The organism is Microbacterium sp. NPDC079176 (genome assembly GCF_040686675.1).
Lineage (GTDB): Bacteria > Actinomycetota > Actinomycetes > Actinomycetales > Microbacteriaceae > Microbacterium.
The window spans coordinates 136,149-159,015 of the sequence record NZ_JBFBLM010000003.1 but is presented as its reverse complement, the minus strand read 5'-3'; the positions used below and the strand labels follow the sequence as shown (position 1 = coordinate 159,015).

Annotated in this window: 23 protein-coding genes and 1 pseudogene; 9 read left to right on the top strand and 15 right to left on the bottom strand. The window is 68.5% G+C overall.

The genetic code is table 11. The annotated features are described in order from the left end of the window. Positions 1-27 precede the first annotated feature (27 nt). The 4 genes from AB0P11_RS08120 to AB0P11_RS08105 all read right to left on the bottom strand — a co-directional run bounded on the left by AB0P11_RS08120 (position 28) and on the right by AB0P11_RS08105 (position 4,060). Positions 28-180 carry a hypothetical protein gene (locus AB0P11_RS08120; RefSeq protein WP_171821933.1) on the bottom strand — a complete coding sequence of 51 codons (153 nt, stop codon included), beginning with the start codon at positions 178-180 and terminating at the stop codon, positions 28-30. A 72-nt stretch (positions 181-252) separates the two neighbouring features. Further along, a complete protein-coding gene (locus tag AB0P11_RS08115) occupies positions 253-1,179 on the bottom strand; it encodes a sugar ABC transporter permease (protein WP_053097512.1) in 927 nt (308 codons plus the stop codon). Position 1,180: 1 nt separating this feature from the next. Next, positions 1,181-2,785, bottom strand: coding sequence for an ABC transporter permease subunit (locus AB0P11_RS08110; protein WP_363521137.1), 1,605 nt, complete (start codon positions 2,783-2,785; stop codon positions 1,181-1,183). A gap of 66 nt (positions 2,786-2,851) precedes the next feature. Then, complete coding sequence (locus AB0P11_RS08105; protein ID WP_053097514.1) at positions 2,852-4,060, bottom strand: maltose ABC transporter substrate-binding protein; 1,209 nt, start codon at positions 4,058-4,060, stop codon at positions 2,852-2,854. 188 nt (positions 4,061-4,248) lie between these two features. Here AB0P11_RS08105 and AB0P11_RS08100 point away from each other — a divergent pair, with 188 nt between their 5' ends. Together AB0P11_RS08100 and AB0P11_RS08095 are read left to right on the top strand one after the other, a co-directional pair. Beyond that, entirely contained in the window at positions 4,249-4,737 is a 489-nt protein-coding gene (locus AB0P11_RS08100) for a YajQ family cyclic di-GMP-binding protein (protein WP_053097515.1), read from the top strand. A gap of 432 nt (positions 4,738-5,169) precedes the next feature. Then, positions 5,170-5,805: a GntR family transcriptional regulator gene (locus AB0P11_RS08095; protein WP_053097531.1), complete on the top strand. Its 636-nt coding sequence runs from the start codon at positions 5,170-5,172 to the stop codon at positions 5,803-5,805. A 25-nt stretch (positions 5,806-5,830) separates the two neighbouring features. Here AB0P11_RS08095 and AB0P11_RS08090 read toward each other — a convergent pair whose 3' ends face one another. The 6 genes from AB0P11_RS08090 to AB0P11_RS08065 all read right to left on the bottom strand — a co-directional run bounded on the left by AB0P11_RS08090 (position 5,831) and on the right by AB0P11_RS08065 (position 11,802). After that, positions 5,831-6,844: an alpha/beta hydrolase gene (locus tag AB0P11_RS08090; RefSeq protein WP_363521132.1), complete on the bottom strand. Its 1,014-nt coding sequence runs from the start codon at positions 6,842-6,844 to the stop codon at positions 5,831-5,833. Between the two features lie 27 nt (positions 6,845-6,871). After that, positions 6,872-7,921: a hypothetical protein gene (locus AB0P11_RS08085; RefSeq protein WP_363521129.1), complete on the bottom strand. Its 1,050-nt coding sequence runs from the start codon at positions 7,919-7,921 to the stop codon at positions 6,872-6,874. A gap of 62 nt (positions 7,922-7,983) precedes the next feature. Continuing rightward, positions 7,984-9,357: an FAD-dependent oxidoreductase gene (locus AB0P11_RS08080; RefSeq protein ID WP_295104781.1), complete on the bottom strand. Its 1,374-nt coding sequence runs from the start codon at positions 9,355-9,357 to the stop codon at positions 7,984-7,986. A 58-nt stretch (positions 9,358-9,415) separates the two neighbouring features. Then, entirely contained in the window at positions 9,416-10,477 is a 1,062-nt protein-coding gene (locus tag AB0P11_RS08075; protein WP_363521126.1) for a polyprenyl synthetase family protein, read from the bottom strand. Positions 10,478-10,522: 45 nt separating this feature from the next. Beyond that, positions 10,523-11,242, bottom strand: coding sequence for a class I SAM-dependent methyltransferase (locus AB0P11_RS08070; protein WP_056279690.1), 720 nt, complete (start codon positions 11,240-11,242; stop codon positions 10,523-10,525). Continuing rightward, entirely contained in the window at positions 11,239-11,802 is a 564-nt protein-coding gene (locus tag AB0P11_RS08065) for a hypothetical protein (protein WP_056279688.1), read from the bottom strand. The genes AB0P11_RS08070 and AB0P11_RS08065 overlap by 4 nt, the downstream gene beginning before the upstream one ends. 62 nt (positions 11,803-11,864) lie before the next feature. Between AB0P11_RS08065 and AB0P11_RS08060 the strand changes: the two genes are divergently transcribed. After that, positions 11,865-13,145 (top strand): isochorismate synthase, encoded by a 1,281-nt coding sequence (locus AB0P11_RS08060; RefSeq protein ID WP_056279686.1) that lies wholly within the window; start codon positions 11,865-11,867, stop codon positions 13,143-13,145. Between the two features lie 22 nt (positions 13,146-13,167). Here AB0P11_RS08060 and AB0P11_RS08055 read toward each other — a convergent pair whose 3' ends face one another. Genes AB0P11_RS08055 through AB0P11_RS08045 form a run of 3 tightly spaced genes read right to left on the bottom strand, consistent with a single transcriptional unit; the run spans position 13,168 to position 16,084 of the window. Continuing rightward, a complete protein-coding gene (locus AB0P11_RS08055; protein WP_285363984.1) occupies positions 13,168-14,010 on the bottom strand; it encodes a polyphosphate kinase 2 family protein in 843 nt (280 codons plus the stop codon). Positions 14,011-14,054: 44 nt separating this feature from the next. Beyond that, positions 14,055-15,719: a 2-succinyl-5-enolpyruvyl-6-hydroxy-3-cyclohexene-1-carboxylic-acid synthase gene (menD, locus tag AB0P11_RS08050; RefSeq protein ID WP_363521121.1), complete on the bottom strand. Its 1,665-nt coding sequence runs from the start codon at positions 15,717-15,719 to the stop codon at positions 14,055-14,057. Next, entirely contained in the window at positions 15,716-16,084 is a 369-nt protein-coding gene (locus AB0P11_RS08045) for a PLD nuclease N-terminal domain-containing protein (protein ID WP_053097541.1), read from the bottom strand. The genes menD and AB0P11_RS08045 overlap by 4 nt, the downstream gene beginning before the upstream one ends. A 293-nt stretch (positions 16,085-16,377) precedes the next feature. Between AB0P11_RS08045 and AB0P11_RS08040 the strand changes: the two genes are divergently transcribed. Together AB0P11_RS08040 and AB0P11_RS08035 are read left to right on the top strand one after the other, a co-directional pair. After that, positions 16,378-16,590, top strand: coding sequence for a hypothetical protein (locus tag AB0P11_RS08040; protein ID WP_363521118.1), 213 nt, complete (start codon positions 16,378-16,380; stop codon positions 16,588-16,590). A gap of 83 nt (positions 16,591-16,673) precedes the next feature. Further along, positions 16,674-17,327: a thioredoxin domain-containing protein gene (locus AB0P11_RS08035; RefSeq protein ID WP_363521115.1), complete on the top strand. Its 654-nt coding sequence runs from the start codon at positions 16,674-16,676 to the stop codon at positions 17,325-17,327. Positions 17,328-17,342: 15 nt separating this feature from the next. On the opposite strand, the gene AB0P11_RS08030 is transcribed toward AB0P11_RS08035, so the two are convergent. Further along, positions 17,343-17,744, bottom strand: a complete 402-nt coding sequence (locus AB0P11_RS08030) for a MerR family transcriptional regulator (RefSeq protein WP_056279678.1) — start codon at positions 17,742-17,744, stop codon at positions 17,343-17,345. A 49-nt stretch (positions 17,745-17,793) separates the two neighbouring features. On the opposite strand from AB0P11_RS08030, the gene AB0P11_RS08025 reads away from it, so the two are divergent. Beyond that, positions 17,794-18,783, top strand: a complete 990-nt coding sequence (locus AB0P11_RS08025; protein WP_363521112.1) for an oxidoreductase — start codon at positions 17,794-17,796, stop codon at positions 18,781-18,783. A 27-nt stretch (positions 18,784-18,810) separates the two neighbouring features. Here AB0P11_RS08025 and AB0P11_RS08020 read toward each other — a convergent pair. Continuing rightward, a pseudogene (locus AB0P11_RS08020) lies at positions 18,811-18,930 on the bottom strand (PQQ-dependent sugar dehydrogenase); the annotation flags it as partial. An 86-nt stretch (positions 18,931-19,016) separates the two neighbouring features. Between AB0P11_RS08020 and AB0P11_RS08015 the strand changes: the two are divergent. From AB0P11_RS08015 to AB0P11_RS08005, 3 genes are all read left to right on the top strand, one after another. Next, on the top strand, positions 19,017-19,772 hold the full coding sequence (locus AB0P11_RS08015; protein ID WP_150115106.1) for a hypothetical protein: 756 nt from the start codon (positions 19,017-19,019) through the stop codon (positions 19,770-19,772). Between the two features lie 4 nt (positions 19,773-19,776). Then, the gene (locus tag AB0P11_RS08010; protein ID WP_363521109.1) at positions 19,777-21,852 is read left to right on the top strand and encodes a DUF2156 domain-containing protein; all 2,076 of its coding nucleotides are present in this window, start codon (positions 19,777-19,779) and stop codon (positions 21,850-21,852) included. Between the two features lie 63 nt (positions 21,853-21,915). After that, positions 21,916-22,863, top strand: coding sequence for a DUF1214 domain-containing protein (locus tag AB0P11_RS08005; protein ID WP_056279676.1), 948 nt, complete (start codon positions 21,916-21,918; stop codon positions 22,861-22,863). Positions 22,864-22,867: the final 4 nt, after the last annotated feature.

Sequence of the window (22,867 nt, the reverse complement as noted above, 5' to 3'; positions counted from 1 at the left end):
GCCGACGTGTCGTGCAGCCCGTGATCGCTAGGGAAGCGTCGAACGGAGGGTGTCGCCGACGAACGATGCGACGACCGGCACGATCGGCATCGAGAACCAGACGAGAGCGCCGATCACGCCCGCGCACAGCACTCCGGCGACCCAGCTGATCGCCACGTTCCGCCCGGCCACACGCGTCATGCCATCACGCTACGGCCGCCGTCGCACGACGGGTGATCGCAACGCCGCGAACGCGACGACCATGATGGCGGATCAGCCCTTCGTGGCGCCCGCGGTCAGTCCGCCGACGATGTACCGCTGCAGGAACAGGAACAGGATCATCACCGGGATGGCGGCCATCACCGCGCCGGCCGAGAAGGCCGACCAGTCCGCGTATCGAGGGTTGGCGACGAGCTTGGTGAGACCGACGACCAGGGTCTGCTGCTCGACATCGACGAGCATGACGCTCGCGATCACGTACTCGTTCACCGTGCCGATGAACGACAGCAGCGCGACGACCGCGAGGATCGGCGCGACCAGCGGCAGGATCATCGTGAAGAAGATGCGCGCGTGTCCGGCGCCGTCGATGCGCGCCGCTTCATCGAGCTCCATCGGCAGGGTGTTGAAGAACCCGTACATCAAATAGGTGTTCACCCCGAGCGCGCCGCCGAGGTAGACGAGGATCAACCCCGTGTGCGTGTTCAGTCCGATCGCGGGGAACCAGTCCCCCAGCGTCGACATCAGCAGGAAGATCGCGACCACGGCGAGGAGCTGCGGGAACATCTGCACGACGACGATCGTGACGAGGCCGATGCGGCGACCCGCGAAGCGCATGCGCGAGAAGGCGTATGCCGCGAGGGCGCCGATGAACACCGTCACGGCTCCCGTGACCACGGCAATGACGAGCGTGTTCAGGAACCACAGCCCGTAGGGGTTCTGCGGGTCGCTCAGGATGCGCACGTAGCTGTCGAAGCCGAACGCCGAGAACAGCTGGTTCGATCCGGTCAGTGTTCCTCTCGGATTGAGCGAGGCCGAGACGACGTACAGCAGCGGGAACAGCGCGAAGGCGCTGACGACGATGGCGACCACATGGCGCCATCCGGTGTCGGCGAACCATGCGCCGAAGCTGCGGCGACGCGGCGCGAGGTTCTGTTCGACGGCGACGGTGCGGGCGGTGGTGCCGATGTCCGTGGTGCTCATGTCAGTTCAGCTCCTCGAGGGCCTTGGTCTTGCGGAAGCTGATGATCGAGATCGTCGCGACCACGATGAAGATCAGGATCGTGAACGCGGAGGCGAGGCCGTAGTCGCGGGACTGCCCCGTGAAAGCCACCTTGTAGACCATCGAGATCAGGATGTCGGTGTGCCCGACCGGAATGCTGACATCGTCGAACCGCGGCCCGCCCTTGGTCAGCATGTAGATCAGGTTGAAGTTGTTGAAGTTGAACGCGAACGACGAGATCAGCAGCGGCGCCACCGTGACGAGCAGCAGCGGAAGCTTGATGCGCCGGAAGACCTGCCACGGGTTGGCGCCGTCCATCACCGCGGCCTCGTTGACGTCTTCGGGGATGCCCTGGAGGGCGCCCATGCAGACGAGGAACATGTAGGGGAAGCCGAGCCAGAGGTTCACCAGCAGCACCGAGACCTTCGCGAGGTTCGGATCGGTGAGCCAGGGGATGTCCGCTCCCCCGAAGATCACCTGGTTGATGAAGCCGAAGCTCTCGTTCATCATCCCGGCCCAGACGAGCGCGGAGAGGAACGCGGGGAATGCGTACGGGAGGATCAGGATGATCCGGTACCCGTTGCGGAATCGCATCCGTGTGTTGTTGAACACCAGCGCGAGGAGCAGGCCGAGGAAGAACGTCGTCGCCACGGAGAGCACCGCGAACACGAAGGTCCAGATCGTCACCGAGATGAGCGGGCCGCGGATCGAGTCGTCGGTGACCGCGCGCACGAAGTTGTCGAACCCGACAGTGGTCTGCCAGCCGGGGAGCAGCTCGGCGCCGTCCTCGGCGATGAACGACCCCTCCCCCGTGTCGGAGTACACCGCGCCGGTCGTGGTGTCGGTGATGGTGTCGGCATCCGCGTCGTACTCGAGCGTCGAGACGTACAGGTAGCCCTTCTGGCCGTCGGGCGCACGCAGGCTGCCGTCGTTGGGATCGTCGCTGAACGGCACCGAGAGCTTCTCCAGCTCTTCCGAGACCGTGAACACCTTCGCGAGGGGCAGCGTGGTCCAGCCGTCGACGGCCACAGCCTGGTCGCCGTCGAACTCGGCGTCGACCTCCTCCAGGGGCTGCTCGGCCGTGCCGAGCAGCGCGTCGCCGGAGTCGGGATCGGTCACCAGCAGGCCGTAGGTGCCGAACTGCTCGACGACCGTGACCGGGTACGTCGGGGAGTCCTCCACGCGCTCCTGGGCGGAGGCGAGGAGCGACGAGATCGCCTGGTCCTTCGTGCCGTTGTGGCCGGTGCCGTAGTTGGTGAAGCCGATGTACCCGGTGTACAGCAGCGTGAACACCTGGAAGATGATCAGGAAGATGATGCCGGGCGTGAGGTACTTCGCGGGGATGCGCTTGCGCGAGAAGTAGATGTAGTTGACGAGCACGGTGACGGCCACGACCAGGCCGAGCACCAGCCACTCCTGCTGCCCGAAGAGGACGAACGCCGCATACAGCGCGATGGCGTCGACGATCGCCAGCAGCAGGATCTTCAAGAGCATCCAGCCGATCGGCCCGGATGCGGCCTCGGCGATGCCGGCGGCCTGGCGCTGGCGCTTGGTGAGTGGAGCCGTGGGCTCGGCGGTGTCTGTCATCTCGTCCCCGTCGTCGAGCTGCCGGGGCGGACGAGGTCCGCCCCGGCAGGGATGGTGCTGGGTGTCTTACTTGATCGCTGCGGTGACGTCGTCGACGAGCTTCTGCCACGTCGACGCCGGGTCGGAGCCGTTGATGATCGCGGCCTCAGCCACGCCCCAGAACTCCCAGACCGATCCCATCGCGGGGATCGCGGGCATCGGGACGGCATCCGCACCGACGGCCTGGAAGCCGGCGATGATCGGGTCGGAGGCGGCGGAATCGGCGGCGGCCGTCAGCGCGGGGAGGATGTTGCCGGCCTCGAACAGCTCGAGCTGCACCTCTTCGGTGCCGATGTAGTTCACGAGGAAGTCGTTCGCGGCGACCTTGTTCTTCGACTCGGAGCTCACGAAGAAGCCCTTGACGCCGGCGAACGGCGACGCGGTCTCACCCGTGGGGCTGGGGATCGGGTCGATCGCGACGTTGATTCCGGCGTCGACTGCGGCGCCGACGTTCCACGGGCCGGTCAGCCAGAAGGACGCGGTGCCGTCGAGGAACTGCTGCTTGGCGATCTCGCCGTCGACGTCGGTGTTCAGCGTGCCTGCGGCGCCCTGAGCGGCGAGCCAGTCGGCGAAGGCCGTTCCGCCCTCGCTGCCGAGCTGCAGATCTGCGGAGTCGTAGCTGCCCGAGTCGTCGGTGCCGAAGACCGGAGCGCCGAACGCCGTCTGGAACGGGTACAGGTGGTACGGGTTGCCCTCGGTGCCCTGCTCGACGACGAACGCGCCCTTCGAGACCATGTCGTCGAAGCTCGTCGCGGCGGCGGGCACCATGTCGGCGTTGCGCAGCACGGCGATGTTCTCGACCGCGTAGGGAAGCATGTAGACGGTTCCGTCGTAGGTCGCCGCCTGAAGGGCGACGGGCAGGTAGTCGGCCGACGAGTCGCCGAGCTCGAGCGGGGCGACCACGCCGTTGGTCGAGAGCTCTCCGAGCCAGTCGTGCGCGCCCATGACCACATCGGGGCCCTTGCCGGTCGGCACCTGCTGGATGAAGTCGTCCTTCATGTCGTCGACGGACTTGCCGACGAGCTCGACCTTGACTCCGGTCTTCTCCTCGTAGGAGTCGGCGGCGCTCTGCAGCGCGTCGACGCGCTCGGCGTCGACCCAGACGGTCAGCGTGCCGCCGTTCTCACCCTCGGACGCGTCGCCGCCGTCGGTTGCGGTCGAGCAACCGGCCAGGGAAAGAGTCGAAACGATCGCGATGACGCCGGCGGCGACGATGCCCCTCTTGTTCACCTTCATTGGTGTGTGCCTCTCTGAGTACTGGTGGCCTGCAAGGACTGCAAGCGCTTACAGTATGCATCGAGAACGACGGGAATCGCAATGCAAAAGCCCTTCGATATCAAGCTGTAACCGCGGATTGGTGCGTGAGAGTCGATGGAAGCGCTTCCAAGCGAGCGTGAAAACGGCGGTGTCGATACACTTTGCGTATGGCTGACAGTTCCTTTGACATCGTCTCGAAAGTGGATCACCAGGAGGCCGAGAACGCCCTGAACCAGGCGCGCAAGGAGATCGAGCAGCGCTACGACTTCAAGGGCACGGGCGCCTCCATCGCCTGGAGCGGCGAGCAGATCCTGATCATCGCCGGCACCGAGGAGCGCGCGAAGGCCGTTCTCGACGTCTTCCAGTCGAAGCTCATCAAGCGCGGCATCTCGCTCAAGAGCCTCGAGTCGGGCGAACCCTTCGCCAGCGGCAAGGAGTTCCGCATCGTCTCGACCCTCAAGGACGGCATCTCCTCGGAGAACGCGAAGAAGATCAACAAGCTCATCCGCGACGAGGGTCCGAAGGGCGTGAAGAGCCAGATCCAGGGCGACGAGCTGCGCGTGCAGTCGAAGAGCCGCGACGACCTCCAGTCGGTGATCGCGCTGCTCAAGGGCGCGGATCTCGATCTCGACCTGCAGTTCATCAACTACCGCTGATCCCACAACGCAGGGGACGGATGCCGCCGCATCCGTCCCCTTTTCTGTGCCCTCGGATCCCATTCCGATATATGGGTCGGAGTGACCGAGACTGGATGCAGTCGCGTCCCGATGCGACAGACGATGCGGCGATGCATGACGCGCTGCCGAACCACGGTTCCGCGCTTCGCGGATCGCGGTTCCCGCCTTGTGGGGACTGGGCGCAGTTCAGCTCCGTGCACGCCATCGTCTGTGGTCGGCGAGTGTCCCAACACTCGCCGACCACAGAATCACCCGTACTCAATCCTGCGACGACGCGCCGACGACAAGCGCCTGCGTGATCGTCGGAAAACTCGTCTGTGGATTATTGGCATCGCGATCCACTTCGTGATGTAGTGGCCGTCCGGGCACATCATGGGGAGCCCGGATCTGGAAAGCAACTGGGGGCAGTCCATGAACACCAACAACTCGATGACGAGTATTCGAGAAAGCAAGCAGCTCTTGGCGGAGGAGGTGTTTCAGCACATCGGCGCGCAGATCGTCGACGGTGTGCTGGAGCCGGGGTATCGCATCCGCGATGTCGACGTCGCCGAAGAACTGCATGTGTCACGGACTCCGGTGCGAGAGGCGTTACAGCGTCTCGAGCGTCTCGGGCTCGTGACGATGTACCCGAGCAGATACACCGAGGTCACCGCCGTCACGGCAGAGACCGTCGAGCAGACGCTCGAGTTCGCGGGGTATCAGGCGGGGATGGCCGCGCGGATGGGCGTCGCACGGATGAGCCAGCAGGACCGCGAGAGTCTCGCCGCACTGGTCGAGGAGATGTACACGGCGCTCGATGACGACGTGCACATCTCCAACACGCGGTGGGCGGTGTTCTCGTTCCTCAGCGCGCGCAGTCGTAACGCGCAGCACCAGGTGCTGATCAACGACGCGAGCATGGCTCTCTTCCGCAATCTCCGCGGCTGGAGCGTGCCCGAGAACGACCGCGAGCGCATGCTCCAGGTCTACCGGGACTTCCACGACGCGGTGCTGCGCGGCGATGCCGACGAGGCCGAGCAGCAGGCACGTCTGATGCACTACGTCTGACCACTGGGTCGGACACTGCGCCTGATCACTGTCGGCGCGCGGCCGTCCAGCCTCTGACCCATCGGTCGAGGCGGCGATACGCTTCCTCTCTGGCCCCATGCCGCGAGAGGAAGACGTCGTGCAGGGCTCCGTCGATGCGCTCGACGGTGACAGACGGACCGAGCTTCAGCGACGCCCGCGCGATGTCGTCGACGACCAAGACCGAGTCTGCTCGGGTGAGGTCCTCCGACCATCGCGTGGGCGTCGCTGAGCGTGCGGACAGCAGCACGCACACGGGCGCGTCGATCGTCAGCCCCGCCGCGACCTTGGCGTGTCCGGTGAGGATCGCGTGGAACCACCCCGCGTGGACGGCCATCGTCTGCGCCGGACGCCAGAGGAGGTTCACCTCGACCGGATCGTCGGGGTCGGCGACCTCCTGCTGCGCGCGGGTGTAGAAGCCGAGATCGACCTGCGGCGCGACCTCCCGAGGAGCCCACCTGGCCTGCAGCTCGGCGACCGGAGCGATGAGCGGGCGGGCGGAAGCGACCTGGAACTCGAGCCAGGGGCTGTTCAGGATCACGGCATCCGCCGCCTCGGGGTGCCGCGACGCCCACAGGCTCAGGGTGAGTCCGCCGGTCGAGTGGCCGAGCAGCACGAGCCGCCGGGGGGATGCCGCGGCTCCAGTCCCGTGCCCCATCGCGGACAGAGCCGCGGCGATGTCCTCGTCGTACGCGACGAGGTCGGTGATGTAGCCGGGAGTCTGCCCATCGCGCAGACTCCGGCCGTACTTGCGCAGGTCGAGCGCGAAGAAGCGCGCCCCGCGAGACGTCCAGAATCGAGCGAGCCGCTTCTGGAAGAAGTAATCCGACCAGCCGTGCACATAGAGCACGTCGACATCGTCCAGCGGGAGGCTCTGCCCGCGCAGCCGGTCCCACCAGGGCCGGTCCCGCGGCACCGCACGCACGAGCGTGGCGACGAGCGGTCCCTCATCGTCCTCGCCAAGCTCGAGCGTGAGCTGCTCGAACTCGTCGCCGAGGACGTCCGGTATCCACTCAGGCATGCCGCCAGGCTATCGAAACGGTGTCGACTACTGGGGAGCGGTGTGTCCGACCGTGAGGCTGCGCACGACCTGCTGCGCGAGCGGTGCCGGATCAGCGGCCCCGGCTCCGTTGTCGAAGGTCACCAGCCGGATCCAGTCCGGACCGACTCGCACGTCGACGATCTTCTCGCCGTTCGCACCCGTGCTCGCCGTGGCGGCATCGGCTCCCTCGAGTTCGACGGGTTCACCGTCGATCTTCTCGGACGCCCATGCCCCGGCGGGAAGTGTCGTGAGCATCAGATAGCTGGATCCTTCGTACTCACTCCCGGCCGACTTGAAATAGCAGATGCGCGATCCGTTGACGACCTCGTACACCTCCGCTGGGATGCCCCAGCCGCCGAAGTCCGAGAAGAGCGCGGCATCCGTCACTCCGAATTCGGCATTCACCTGCTCCGGTGTGATGAAGCGCTCGCACGGCGCACCGACGATGTCGCTCTCGACGTAGTCGACCTCGCGCAGGCTCGCAGCCGCTGAGGCGGCGATCCGACGCAGCGCCTCTTCGATCGGAGCGGTGTCATCCGCTCCCAGATCGGGGTCGACGACGGTGGCCGACAGCAGCACGTCTCCGTCGGGAAGCTCGAAGCCGCAGCGCCCGTCCTCGCAACTCGCCTGCTCACCCCAGAAGCCCTGACGCTCGGTCGCGCCGGCGATCACAGCCCGAGCATCCGGCACGATCGTGACTTCCCAGCTGCGCTCCGTGTCGCCCGCGGAGCACGCGATCCCCCCTGCGCGCTGGAACATGTACTGCCCGGGGCCTGGCAGCCAGCCCATCGCAGACACGAGCGACAGCGCCGGTGCGACCGGCGTCGACGGCTCCCCCACGAGTTCGGCCATGGTGGCGGCGACGTCGTCGCACGTCACATCGAACGCCGCCGCCGGTTCGACGATGGACGCCGGCGTCGGGGACGGTGTGCCGGTCGACGACGCCGTCGCAGACGGCGACCCTGATGGCTTCGGCTCGGCGGCCGGCTCGGCAGCGCACCCTGACACCAGCAGCAGAGCGGCTGTGCCGAGGACGATCAGGGATCGCAGTCGCATCCCTTCACCCTACGGATGCCGCCCCGCAGGCGCACCGGGTGCCGGCAACGATCCGGTGTCGGTCACTCTCCGCGGGAGACGCGCACCATCTCGTCACGCGGCACGACCTTGACGCGCGCGCGCTCGTGCGGCGCACCGAGAGCGACCTCGTGCTCGTCGAGCCGGTGCCAGCCTTCGAGGTCGGTCCACTTCACACCGCGCTCGAGCAGCAGGGCGGGGATCGCCTCTTCAGACGGGTCCTCCGGGTGCCACCACGAGCCCTGGTCGTTGATGATGTGCCGCACGGTCTCCATGGCATCCGACTTGGTGTGGCCGATCAGGCCCACCGGCCCGCGCTTGATCCACCCTGTCGCGTAGATGCCGGGCATCTGCTGGTTCGAGTCCTTGGCGAGCACCTGGCCCTCGCGGTTGGGGATGACGCCGTGCTTCTTGTCGAACGGAACGCCCGGAAGCGGCGAGCCGAAGTAGCCGATGGCGCGGTAGAGCGCCTGCAGCGGAACCTCGCGCATCTCGCCCGTGCCCACGGCTCCGCCCTGTCCGTCGGGCTTCGTGCGCTCGTAGACGAGGGCCGCGACGCGACCGGCGTCGTCCTTGCGGACCTCGACCGGCCGGGCCCAGAAGTGCAGGTGCAGACGACGCGATGCCGTGCCTCCCGCATTGTTGACCGAGTCGCGCTTGCGCCACGACTGCAGGATGCGGTCGATCACCATGACCTGCTTGTTGCTGGCCACCGCGTCTTTCGACGCCTCGTCGTAGTCGAAGTCCTCGTCGTAGACGACCATGTCGACGTCACGCAGCTCGCCGAGCTCACGCAGCTCGAGCGGGGTGAACTTGACCTGAGCGGGTCCGCGGCGTCCGAACACGTGCACATCGGTGACGGCGCTCGCCTGGAGACCCTCGTAGACGTTCTCCGGCACCTCGGTGACGAGCAGGTCTTCGGCGTGCTTCGCCAGCATGCGGGCGACGTCGAGAGCGACGTTGCCATTGCCCAGCACACCGACGGATGCGGCGTCGAGCGGCCACTCGCGCGGCACATCGGGGTGGCCGTCGAACCAGCTCACGTAGTCTGCTGCCCCGTAGGCGCCGACCGCGTCGATACCGGGGATGTCGAGCGTCGTGTCACGGATCGCGCCGGTGGCGAAGATGACCGCGTTGTAGTGCTTCTTCAGGTCGTCGAGGGTGATGTCCTCGCCGAACCGCACGTTGCCGAACAGCCGGATGTCACCGCGGTCGAGCACATCGCGCAGCGCGTTGACGATGCCCTTGATGCGCGGGTGGTCGGGTGCGACGCCGTAGCGGACCAGGCCGTAGGGGGCGGGGAGCTGCTCGAAGAGATCGATGGAGACGTCGAACTTGCGCTCGGCCTTCAGCAGGATGTCTGCTGCGTAGATGCCGGCGGGGCCCGCTCCGACGATGGCCAGTCTGAGCTTGGTCATAAGGGGTCCTTTCGTATGCCGTCACGCCCGGCGCACGCGGCCGAGGGCCGCGACGCGATCAGCTGGAGCGTTCGACGAGGGTCTCTGCGAAACGAGTGAGCGCTTCGCGCACGGTGCCACGCGGGAGCGGGGCGAGCGCGTCGATCGCATCCTGAGTCCAGGAGTGCGCGAGCGCGAGGGTCTTCTGCGTTCCGACGTGGTCGCGGAGCTCGGTCAGCGGTCCGTCGAGGATCGCGGGGTCGGCCCCTTCGGCGATGCGCGCCACCCCGTCGTCGATGCGAGCGGCGAGATCGATCGAGGCGTCATCGGCCTCGGCCTTCAGCAGCAGGTACGGCATCGTCGGAACCCCGGCCCGCAGGTCGGTGCCCGGCACCTTGCCGGTGTCCTCGGGCTTCGCCGACAGGTCGATCACGTCGTCGAGCAGCTGGAAGGCGACGCCGATCTTCTCGCCATACACGCGCAGCGGCTCTTCGTACTCCGACGGTGCGTTGGAGAAGATCACGCCGCCCTGCGTCGCCGCGGCGATGAGAGAGCCGGTCTTGTCGGCCAGCACCTGGAGGTAGAACTCGATGGGATCATCGTCGGGCTGAGCGCCGATCGTCTCGTGCATCTGTCCGAGGACGAGGCGCTCGAAGGTGTCGGCCTGCAGCCGGATGGCCCGCTCGCCCAGGCGCGACATCAGCTGGCTCGCACGGGAGAAGAGGATGTCACCGGTCAGGATCGCGATGTTGTTGCCCCACACGGTCTGCGCCGCGGGCACTCCACGACGGCGATCCGCACCGTCCATGACGTCGTCGTGATACAGCGAGCCGAGATGGGTGATCTCGAGCGCCTTCGCGACATCGATCACCTGATCGGTGTTGCCGTCGCCGAGCTGGGCCGCGAGCAGCGTCAGCACGGGGCGGATGCGCTTGCCCCCCGCCTCGTACAGATAGCGGCTGGCGGCATCGGCGAGCGGATCGGCCACACGCACGTCGTCGGCAAGACCGGTCTCGACGAGCTCGAGCCCGTCTTCGATCGCCTGCGCGATGCGTCGACCGGCGGTGCCGATGAAGACACGGTCGCTGAAACCGAGACGGCTCGCCAGTCGCGAACCCGGGGCTACGCGGCTCGAAGTCACGGTCTCAGCCTACCGTCGTCAGCTGGGCGGGTACGCGCGTCGCATTCACGCGGGCTTGAACGCCCGGTGCAGCGCGACGATACCGAACGAGAGGTTGCGGTATTCGACCTCGGTCCACCCGGCCTCGCGGATCCACGCGGCGAGCTTCTTCTGGTCGGGCCAGTCACGGATCGACTCGTTCAGGTAGTCGTAGGCGTCGCCGTTGGTGCCGGCGACGCGAGCCACCCGAGGAAGCACCTGCGAGTTGTAGAAGCGGTACGCGGCGCGGAAGACCGAGCCCGGCGGGGTCGAGAACTCGTTGATCACCAGACGACCGCCCGGCTTCGTGACGCGCAGCAGCTCACGCAGCGCCTTCTTCGGGTCGTTGACGTTGCGCAGCGCGTACGACATGGTGACGGCGTCGAACTCGCCGTCGTCGAACGGCAGATCGGTGGCATCCGCCTGCACGAACGAGAGATTGCGGATGCTGCCGTGGCGGCGCTGCCCCTCGGCGAGCATGCCCGGCGAGAAGTCGGCGGCGACGACCTGCGCACCGCTGCGGGCGAGGGATGCCGACGAGGACGCGGTGCCCGCACCGAGGTCGAGGATCTTCTCCCCCGGCTTCGGGGCGACGGCCCTCGTCGTGGCCGCGCGCCAGAGCGCGTCGTTGCCGACCGTCATCGCCGTATTCGTCCGGTCGTAGCCCGCGGCGACCTGGTCGAACATGCCGCTGACGCGGGCGGGGTCCTTGCCGAGATCGGCGCGGTTGGCTTCGTTCGAGGTCACACGCCCAGTCTAGGCGCGAGGTGCAGCGCGTCGAGGCGGTCGAGCCAGAGATCCGGCGTGGCATCGTCGAAAGGGGCGAGGCGATCTCGCACCCGCCGCTCGAGATCGAGGGCCAGAGCCTCGAGTCCGGCCATGATCTCGGCGGGGTATCCGTAGCTCACGCTGTGCTCGGCCCACTCGTCGCGGTCGTCGACCCATGTGCCGCGCGGACCCTCGACCCGCACGACGTCGAGGTCCATGTCGATGCCGACGGCGAGGAGCGGGTCGTCCGACCAGCGCACCTCCCATCCGATGTCGATGTAGATCCGCATGCCCTTCGGGTGGTCACGGTTCACGGTCAGGGCGAAGTCGGACCGCCTCGGCACGAGCGTGACATTGGGGGCCTCGGCGATGTAGCCCGCGCCCGGTCGAGCGCTCGACCAGCCGACGGGCTGGCCGAGCCAGTCGCCCCACTCGTCGGCGCCGAGGTACACGCACTCATGACGCCAGTGCGGAGACCCGTCCCACTTGCGCCACTGGAAGATCATCTCGGTGCCGGGTGCGGGGCGGACGTCGCTCATGCACTCAGCGTAGGCGTGGCCTGTCACATCCCGGTCGACGGGTGACGAACTAGGCTGGAGGGGTGAGCAGCAGGCTGGTCGTGGAGACCCGTGAGATCGATCCGGTCGAGGATCTCCTGGCCTACGCCGACCCGTCGCGGCCTCTCGCCTGGCTGCGCCGCGGCGACGGCATCGTCGCCGTCGGCGACGCCATCGTCGAGACGGTCCGCATCCCCGCCGGCGCAGCGGCCCTGCGATCCGCTGCGATCGCTCGGGCATGGCGAGAGCTCGCGCAGGATGCCGAGATCGACGACGAGCTCGGGCTCCCCGGCTCCGGGCTGGTCGCCTTCGGTGCGCTGACCTTCGACGAGGACTCCGCCGCCGACAGCATCCTCGTCGTGCCGGCGCTCGTGATCGGTCGACACCACGGGCGCACCTGGATCACCCGCATGCGCTCGGCGTCGGCACCCGCGCCCGCGCCGCGGCCCACTGCAACCGAGCCGCGGCCAGAAGCGGCGACGATCGCCTACGGCCCGCACTGGGCCGGCACCGTCGGCCCCGGTGCCCAGAGCCCGCAGGGCTATCAGGACTCGGTGCGCCAGGCACTCGAACGCATCGCCGCCGGCGAGCTCAGCAAGGTCGTGCTCGCACGCGACCTCACCGGCAGCATCCCGGCCGGTTCCGACCTGCGTCGACTCGTGCGCGCGCTGTCGACCGGATACCCCGACACGTGGGCGTTCGCTGTCGACGGGCTGATCGGCGCGAGTCCCGAGACCCTCGTCACCGTGCAGCAGCGCACCGTCACCGCCCGCGTGCTCGCCGGAACGATCGGTCGCGGAGCCGACGCGGATGCCGACACCGTCGCATCCAGCCACCTGGCCTCCAGCACCAAGGACCTCGACGAGCACGAGTACGCGGTGCAGAGCGTGCTGGCCTCGCTGCGTCCGCACACCCGCGCACTGGCGGCGAGCGAGCAGCCGTTCCTGCTCAAGCTGCCGAACCTCTTCCACCTGGCGACCGACGTCGAGGGCGAGCTGGCCGATGGCGGCTCGTCACTCGACCTGGTCGGGGCCCTGCATCCGACCGCCGCCGTGGCCGGCACCCCGACGTCTGCGGCGATCGCGGCGATCCGCGAGCTCGAGCCGTTCGACCGTGGACGGTACGCCGGTCCGGTGGGATGGGTCGACGCGGCCGGCAACGGCGAGTGGGCGATCGCGCTGCGCTGCGCGCAGTTCACCCCCGCCGAGACCGACATCGCCGTCACCGCCTACGCGGGCGCAGGCATCGTCGCGGGCTCCGACCCCGAGTCCGAGCTGCTCGAGACCCGGGTCAAGTTCCGTCCGCTGGTCGACGCGCTCGCCTGACCCGCGCCCGGACCGGCCGCGGTCAGCTCGCCGCGAGCCGCTCCTTCTCCGCGTCGACATCGAAGTCGGCCGCCGGCCACTGCGGATCGATCCGCTGCAGCGCGTCGAGCAGCAGCTCCTGCACGGCGAGGCGGGCGAACCACTTGTGGTTCGCCGGGATCACATGCCACGGAGCCGCCTCGGTCGAGGTGCGCTCGAACATGATCTGATACGCCGCCATGTAGTCGTCCCACAGCAGTCGCTCGTCGACATCGCCCGGGTTGTACTTCCAGTGCTTGTCGGGTCGCTCGAGCCGCTCCATCAGTCTCGACTTCTGCTCGTCCGGCGAGATGTGCAGCATGACCTTGACGATGCGCGTGCCCGATGCGGCAACCGCGGCCTCGAACTCGTTGATCGCGTCGTACCGGCGCTCGATCTCGTCCGCCGGGGCCAGCGAACGCACCCGACCGATCAGCACGTCCTCGTAGTGCGAGCGGTCGAAGACGCCGATGAACCCGGGCTCCGGGAGGCGCCTGGACACACGCCACAGGAAGTCGTGCTCGAGCTCTTCGTCGGTCGGCGCCTTGAACGCCGTGAGCGCGACGCCCTGCGGATCGACCCCGCCGACCACGTGGCGCACGATGCCTCCCTTGCCCGCGGAGTCCATCGCCTGCAGGATCAGCAGCACCGAGTCCTTCGCCACGCCGACGCGGCTCTCGGCGAAGAGCCGCTCCTGCAGCTGATTGAGCTCGTCGAGGCCCGCCTCGAGATCGCGCTTGCCGTCGGCTTTCGCGCCGCTGTAGCCGGGTGTGCTCTGCGGATCGAGGTCGGAGAGGCGGAATCCGTTGCCGACCTGGAGGGCCTTGGCCCACTCATGCGCTGTCATGCGTTCATCCTGCCACTGCGCATCCGCAGCGGAGGCGAAGATCCTCAGCGGGACAGCGGGACCTCGATCAGCTGACGGCCACCGGCCGGGGTGGTGAGGGCCTGGTCGAGTGCCGTGCGGGTCGTCACGCGCTGGTATTCCCATCCGTAGGCGAGTGCCAGCTGTTCGAGCCGCACGGCATGGGGCGTGTAGAACGCGCGATCGAGATCGGCCCGATCCGCCGTGCCCGCGACCTCGAGGCCGTCGAAGATCGTGCCGCCGCCGTCGTTGCCCACGATGACCTGGATGCGAGGCTCGTGCTCGTCGGGCGGGAGCAGCAGGGCGCCGACATCGTGCAGGAAAGTCAGATCGCCGAGCAGCACGCGGGTGACCCCGGGCGCTCCCCCGGCCTGACTGGCGAGCGCGATGCCCGTGGCGGTGGCGATCGTGCCGTCGATCCCCGCGAGCCCGCGGTTGGCGTGCACCGGGACCTTCTTGCCACCGAGCACCGCATCGGCCACCCGCACGAGCCGCGACGAGCCGAAGACGAGTCGATCGTGCGGCCAGGTCGCCCGCCAGACGGCGTCGGCGAGCAGCTCACGGTCGAGCGGCCGGCGCACCGCCGCCAGCTCGGCCTTCACCGCGTCGCGCCGCGCCGACGGATCGGTCGACGTGAGACCGTCCTGGTCGGGCGCCCGCTCGCTGAGATCGACGGCGTGAGCCGCGGATGCCGTGAGCCACGCACCGAGCCACTCGCGGTCGGCGACGCCGGGTGCGACCGACACGGACGCCGCGGCCGTCGTGCGGCCGTTGAGATCGAGAGCCTCGCCGCCACGTCGGACGGCGATCACGTCGACATCCGGCCGCGACAGCAGGCGAGCTACCTCACGGCTGAGGGTCGGGTGCCCGAGCACGACGGCGCGCTCGATGCGACCGCCCAGCTCGTCGTCGCCCAACAGCGCGCGATAGCCGTGCACGACCTGGCGGCCGAAGCGCGCACCGCTGACGATCTCGGCGATCAACGGCCAGGATCCGGCGTGCGCGATCTCTTCGGCATCCGGTCCCGCGTCGGCGCCGGCGATGACGACCGTGCGCGGCCCCCGCTCGAGCAGGAGCGGTTCTGCCGCCACCGGTCTGGGCACGTCGCCCGGCACGATGTCGACGGTCGGCACGTCGCCCGACAGCGGCTCGCGCGACGGCAGGTTCAGGTGCACGGGGCCGGCGACACCGGCCAGACCGTGGGTGGCATCCGCGCCCATCGCCGCGGCGACGGCGCGCATCGCGAGACCCGCCCAGTCACCGTCGCCCGGCACGGGGGCATCGATCTGCTCGCGCACCCAGGAGGCGAACATGCCCGGCTGGATGGTGGCCTGATTGGCTCCCACTCCGCGCAGCTCGGGCGGCCGATCGGCCGTCAGCAGCAGCAGCGGCACCCCCGAGTGGAAGGCCTCCATTGCTGCGGGAAGGAGGTTGGCGGCAGCGGTCCCCGAAGTGCAGAGCACCGCCGCGGGCACACCCGTCTCACGCGAGAGACCGAGCGCGGTGAATCCTGCGACTCTCTCGTCGATGCGCACGTGCAGACGCAGCTGCCCCTGATTCGCGGTATGCACCGCGGCGAGCGCGAGCGCCTGAGATCGAGACCCCGGCGAGAGCACGAGATCGCGCACGCCGTGGCCGATCAGGTCGGCGATCAGGGATGCCGCAGCATCCGTCGCGGGCGATGACGTCACGGACGCGCGTCCGGCGCTGTACCGTCCGGTGCGGCTCCGTCGTCGGTCTCGTCCTCGAGACGAGCGAGCTCCTCCTCGAGACGGCGGATGCGCGCATCCTGCTCGCTCTTGCTGATGCTGCGGAGGAACTGGGGGTCGTCGTCGGGCGCGATGATCGTGATCGCTCCGCCGTTGTCGTTCGCGCGGCGTCGGCCGATCGTGAACCAGAGGATGCCCCCGATGACCGGGATGAGGATGACGATGGCGATCCAGGCGGCCTTGGGCACACCCCGGTGTCGCGTCGGCGGCTGCACTGCGCAGTCGACGATGCTGTACACCCAGAATATGGCGGCCAGGAAGCCGCCAACGATCAACAGTCTCGCCACCCCTCCAGTGTAGGCGGCTCTGTGACGCGTGGATCTGCCTGGGCGCTCAGCGCGGGCGCCGATGCCCGATTGTTAGACTGCGCGGACCATGCCTGCCCCGTCGATGCCGCTGCGTCACCAGGGCGTCGAGCGGATGCTGATCCTCCGAGTCGGTCTCGCCCCTCGGCCTCGCCCTGCTGCTCGTCATCGGCGCGTGGTCGGCGTCGCACGGCAAGGCGGATGCGCACACGACGCTGTGCCTCGCTCCGGGCGCGAGCGTCGCGTCGGTCGCGGCGCACCACGAAGAGACGAGCGTGGTCGAGTCCGCTCCGTCGGACGACGCCGGGATCGTCATGGTCGCGGCGCTCTGCTGCGTCCTCCTCGTGCTGCTCTCGTTGCGCTCCGTCAGAGGCGCGCCGCTGAGCCCTCGCGCTGCGGTGGTGCGTGCATCGGCTCCGAGCCGCGCCGGTCCTCGTCTGCACGTCCCCGCACTCACCCTCGCTCAGCTCTCGGTCTCCCGCACCTGAATCAGGCACGCCGCTCGTCGGAGACCCCGGCCGCGCTCGTCGCGGCTCACTCACCCTGCCTGATCCGAACCGTTGGAGAACCCATGAAGACCCCTGCCAAGGTGGCCCTGATCACCGTCGCCGCCGCGATCGTCCTCGCGATCGTCGGCGTCGCCTACGCCCTGTCGCAGCGCCCCGCAGAACCCCTGCCGCCCGAGGGCGAGAAGCGGCAGACCGTGCGCACCGACTCGCACGTCCTCGACGACGGAGGACCGGACGCCGTCACCGTCGTCGAGTTCCTCGACTTCGAATGCGAGGCCTGCGGAGCGTTCTATCCGATCGTCGAAGACCTGAGCGAGAAGTATTCGGGCGAGATCACCTACGTCGTGCGGTACTTCCCTCTGCCCGGTCACATCAACTCGACGCAGGCCGCTCTCGCCGCCGAAGCCGCGGCACAGCAGGACCGCTTCGAGGACATGTACCACCGCCTCTTCGAGACGCAGGACCAGTGGGGCGAGAAGTCCGAGGAGACGCCCGAGGTGTTCCGGGGAATCGCGGCCGAGCTCGGACTCGACATGGCCGCCTACGATGCGGCGATCACCGACCCGGCGACGCTCGATCGCGTGCAGGCCGACAGGAGCGACGGCGAGCGGCTCGGAGTGCGCAGCACCCCCAGCTTCTTCATCGACGGCGAGCCCGTGGTGCTGGAGGCGTGGGGGGACCTCGAAGCGGCTCTGGAGAAGGCCGTGGAGCAGTAGCCCGCAGAGCCGTCGTCAGAGGAGTCCTCGGGCGAGGAGCGCCTCCTGGTACGCGCCCGCCTTCGCGCTGACGACCTGACGGCAGGCGATCAGCGTCTCGATCTGCGCGTCGAGAGAGCGCTCGTGCGCGCGCAGCAGGGCGAGACGCTCGGCCTCGTTGCCGCTGCCGGCGCGCACCAGGGCGGCGTACTCACGCAGCAGGGCGATGGGGGCGCCGGATTCGCGCAGTCGCGCCAGCAGCGCGAGCCACGCGAGCGAGTCGTGCGCGTAGACCCTCCGACCGCCGGGGGTGCGCGGCACGTCGCGAGGGAAGAGCCCTTCTGCCTCGTACCAGCGCAGCGTGTGCACGCTCACGCCGGCCAGACGGGCGAGCTCGCCGATGCTGAACGTGCGCGTCGTGTCGATCACATCCTCCACGAGGACTCCTCCTTGACTTCGAGTGCACTCTAGATCGTACGGTCGGAGCATGACAGATGCACTCCCCCCTCTCGACATGATCGCCCGTCAGCAGCCCCTCGCCTCGGAGTTCGGCTACCGCTCCACTGCGGCCGAGGTGATCGCCGGGGTCGACCTCTCGGGCAAGACCGCGATCGTCTCGGGCGGATACTCGGGACTCGGACTCGAGACGGTGCGTGCGCTCGCGAATGCCGGAGTGCGCGTGATCGTGCCTGCGCGTCGCCTCGACGCCGCCGAGGAGGCGCTCGCAGGGATCGACGCGGTCGACGTCCGCAGCGCCGACCTCGGCGACCTCGACTCGGTGGCAGCGTTCACCGAGACCGTCCGTCGCGACGGACGCCCGATCGATCTCGTGCTCGATGTCGCCGGCATCATGGCCACCCCGTTCGGTCACACCGCGCAGGGCTTCGAGTCGCAGTTCGGCACCAACCACCTCGGCCACTTCGCCCTGGTCAACGGAGTGGCCGACCTGCTGCCGGAGGGCGCTCGCGTCGTCTCCTACTCCTCGGGAGGGCACTTCCGCTCCCCTGTGCGATTCGAGGACATCGACTTCGAGACGACGCCCTACGACCCGTGGGTCGCCTACGGGCAGTCGAAGACGGCGAACGCGCTGTTCGCCATCGGGCTGGCCCGTCGTGGCGCGGCCCGCGGCATCCTCGCCTTCTCGGTGCACCCGGGCGGGATCATGACCGACCTGCAGCGGCACGTGCCCCGTGAGGAGCTGATCTCACGCGGCTGGATCGACGAGGACGGCACGCCGAACCCGCGCTTCAAGACTCCGGCAGAGGGAGCGTCGACGGGTCTCTGGGCCGCGACGGCTCCCGAGCTGGCCGATCGCAGCGGCGCGTACTGCGAGGACTGCTCGATCAAGGGCATCGTCCCGCCCGAGCACACGGACATGACGACCGGCGGCGTGAAGCACTGGGCGATCGATTCCGAGGCCGCCGAGCGGCTGTGGGCGCTCTCGGTCATCGCGACGGGAGTCGACGGCTTCGCCTGAGCGGCGGCCCGCGTCGGGCTGCTGCCGTCAGTCGGCGGCGAGACGGAGGATGCGGTCGTCGCCGGGCGAGGGGCTTCCGCGTCCGTCGGTATTGTTCGTGAGCACCCAGAGCATGCCGTCCGGTCCGGCGACGACGTCGCGCAAACGCGGAATCGACGCCGAGCGACAGCGTCGATCTGGTGCGCGCCGATGAACCCATTACGGAGAGTCGGATGCAGGAGCACAATACCGATATGAACGAGGGCGCTTCCGTGGAGCAGCCCGTGCCTGCGGAGGGGCCGGCAGGGCCGCACGACGATGTCGCGCCGCCACGGACGAGCGGGGAGTCGGATGCGGTGCTGGGCCGCCGTGCGCAGCTTCTCGCCACCGAGCACTGGGGGCTTCTCGCCGCCCGCAGCACCGCGCAGAGCGAGGTGCTGTCGCGCATCACGATCTTCCTGACCCTCGTCTCCGCCGGACTCGTGACCATCGGACTGCTGGGGCAGGCGTCGGACTTCGGCGGGTGGTTCGGCGGCGCGTCACTCGCGATCCTCGCGTTCCTCGCGGTCATCGGCTTCATGACCCAGGTGCGCGTGATGAACGTGTCGGAGGAGGACATGATGTACGTCGTCGCGATGAACCGCATCCGCGGCGCGTACGTCGACCTGGATCCGGAGGTCGCCGATGTCTTCCTCGCCTCGCCGCACGACGATGAACCGGGGATGAAGCGCACGTACTCGTTCCTCCGTCCCCGTCGCCTGAGCATCCTGCTCGGCAGCTCGGTCATGCTGCTGATCGTCGTGAACGCCTGCGTCGTGGGGATGCTGGTCGGCTCGGCCGTGATCGCGGGTGGCGGCGCTTTCGCCGGGGCGATCGCGCTCGGCATCGTCGCCGGACTGGTGCTCGCCGCCGGCTTCATGACGTTCGGCGGCGTCGGCTACCGCTGGGCATGGAGCCATCACGCGCCACGACGTTCCACTCCGGAAGGCGACGGTCGGTCGCTACGCTGAGCGCATGACCGAGGCGCGAACCCCCACATCGCATCCCGTCGCCGCCGTACTGCGGCGCATTCCTGCCACCCTCGCGATGGTGGCTGTGATCGTCGCCGTCGGCGTGATCTGGCAGGGCCTGTGGACCCCGTTCGAGAAGACCGACCTGTTCGGCACCGTCGCATACGGCCTGCCCAACCTCGCGCAGGGGATGTGGTGGACGCCGCTCACCGGCACGTTCTTCGTCAACGAGCCGTGGGTGTACCTGTTCACGATCTCGGGATTCTGGGGCATGGCGTATCTCGAATACCGACGTGGCACCAGGGTCGCCCTCGCGTACTACTGGGTCGGACAGCTCTTCGCGATCCTCGCCACCGCGCTCGTGCTGTTCGTCGCCTCGCAACTGCCCTGGGCCTGGGCTCAGGAGCAGGCCCAGGCGCTCGATGTCGGCGCCTCCGGCGGCACCATGGCGTGCATCGCCGCCGCGATCGGGCTCTTCCGCCCGCCATGGCGAGTGCGCGGCTGGCTCGTGCTGCTCGGTTTCGTGTTCATCGCGATGCTGTTCTGGGGTGCGGTCGCCGATCTCGAGCACTTGCTCGCGGTGCTGCTCATCCTCGTCGTCGACCGCACCCTGCGTGTGCAGCGGACCACGGTGCGAGAGCAGCGTCTGATCGCCGTGATCTCGCTCATGGTGCTCGGAGCGGTCGAGATCATCACGACTCTCGTCGCCACCGACGGCCCGTTCGGCCCGACCGAGCCCGCGTCGGGAGGGTTCATCGACCTCGCGCTCGACCTCGTCGTCATCGTGGTGCTCGTGAACGGACTCCTGCGCGGTCGTCGCTGGGCGTGGGTTCTCGTGATGCTGCTCGGTCTCTTCAACATCCTGGTCGCAGCGCTGGTCCTCATCCTCATCACGGTGTTCTCGCAGGCGCAGATCGATCTGCGGTGGGACGGCGAGACGGAGCTCGCGCTCGCCAACGGCTTCCTCTGGGTGATCCTGCTCGTCTACCTGATCGCCGTGCGCCGCGCGTTCCGGGCGAAGCGCAAGTCTCTCCTCGGCATCCAGCCCGCCCCCACGGTCGACGACGTGAAGACCGAGCTGCGCGCGCACGGCGGGGGCACCCTGTCGTGGATGACGACCTGGGAGGGCAACAGCTACGCCCGCAGCGATGCCGGGATCGTCGCCTACCAGCGACGGGCCGGTGTGGCGCTCGCGCTCGCGGATCCGATCGGGCCGCCCGCATCCCGCGCAGTCGCCGTCACGGAGTTCATCCGCACGGCGGAGCTGGCAGGCCTCGTCCCGTGCTTCTTCAGTGCAGACGACGCCACCCGGGCCGCTGTGCCCGCCGGCTGGCGCAGCTTGGTCGTCGCCGACGACACCATCGTCGACCTGCCGGATCTGGAGTTCACCGGCAAGCGCTGGAACTCGGTGCGCAGCTCTCTCAACCGGGCGGGGCGCGAGGAGATGACCTTCCGGATGACGCGCCTGGCGGACGAATCGTGGGGCGTACGGCAGCAGCTGCGTGCGATCTCCGAGGCATGGGTCGGTGACAAGGACCTGCCTGAGATGCGGTTCACTCTCGGCACGCTGGATGAGGCGGAGGACCGCGAGGTGCGACTCGCTCTCGCGATCGCCCCGAACGGTGACGTCGACGGCTTCCTCTCGTGGCTGCCGGTCTATGGCGAAGGCGGCGTCGTGCGCGGCTGGACGCTCGACCTGATGCGCCGCCGCGACGGCGGCTTCGCACCCGTCATGGAGTACCTGATCGGTTCGTCCGCGAAGCAGTTCTCCGAGGAGGGTGCCGAGATCATGTCGCTCTCGGGTGCTCCGCTCGCGCACGACTATCCGCCGGACGCGGGCATCATCGCCGTCCTCAGCGAACGCCTCGCCGAAGCGCTCGAGCCCGTGTACGGCTTCGGCTCGCTGCACCGCTTCAAGCAGAAGTTCCACCCGCGGTACGAGACCATGTATCTGCTCTTCCGCGACGAGAGCGATCTCGCGGCGATCGGCACAGCGCTCACCCGCGCGTTCCTGCCGGATGCGACGCTGAGGCAGTTCGCGGGAGCGGGGCTGGAGCTGGTGCGCGGCAGCAAGGACTGAGGCCTCACCTTCCTGAGGCGATGATTCCGCGCTCGCCGAGAGCGGCAGCGCCAGGATGAAGCCATGACCGACACCTCCGTTCCCGTCACGTTCGCGAACTTCGCCGAGATCGAGACCGCCCGCATGTTCGCCGCGATCGCGGCGTCGGCCGACGGTTCCAACCGGTGGAACCACTATCGAGTGCCGACGCCGATCGACCAGCAGACCGTCATCAGGATGAATCGCGACACCCTCTACAGCGCTGCGATCATCGACATCTCCGAAGGGGCGACGATCACCGTGCCGGATGCCGGCGACCGGTACGTCTCGGTGATGCTGGTGAACGAGGGCCACTACATCGACCGGGTGCTGCACGACCCCGGCGTCCACTCGCTCTCGGCCGAAGACCTCGGTTCCGATTTCGTGCTCGCGGCCACTCGCATCCTGGTGGATTCCGAGGATCCTGATGATGTCTCGATCGTGAACGCCCTGCAGGACGAACTCGCTGTGAGCTCGACCGGCGCGCGGGAGTTCGCTGCGCCGACCTACGACGAATCGAGCTTCGCCGAGACCCGCCAGGCGCTCCTCACCCTCGCGAAGGGCCTCGGCGGTCTGGAGCGCTGCTTCGGTCGAGCCGAGGACGTCGACCCCGTGCGGCACCTTCTGGGGACCGCAGCCGCCTGGGGCGGTCTGCCCGAGAACGAGGCCTTCTACCTCAACGTCGATCCCCGGCTCCCGGTCGGCGAGTACACGCTGCGGGTCGGCGACGTGCCGGTGGACGGCTTCTGGTCCGTCTCGCTGTACGACGCGGAAGGCTATTTCGCTCCGAACGACGCCGGTGCATACAGCGTCAACAGCGTGACGGGCGTGCGGGATCCGGACGGGTCGATCACCGTGCGCTTCGGCGGCGACCCCGCACTGCCCAACGTGCTTCCCCTCACTCAAGGGTGGAACTACCTGGTGCGTCTCTACCGACCTCGACCAGAAGTGCTGGACGGCACGTGGTCGTTCCCCGCACTCACGGCGAGCTGATCCC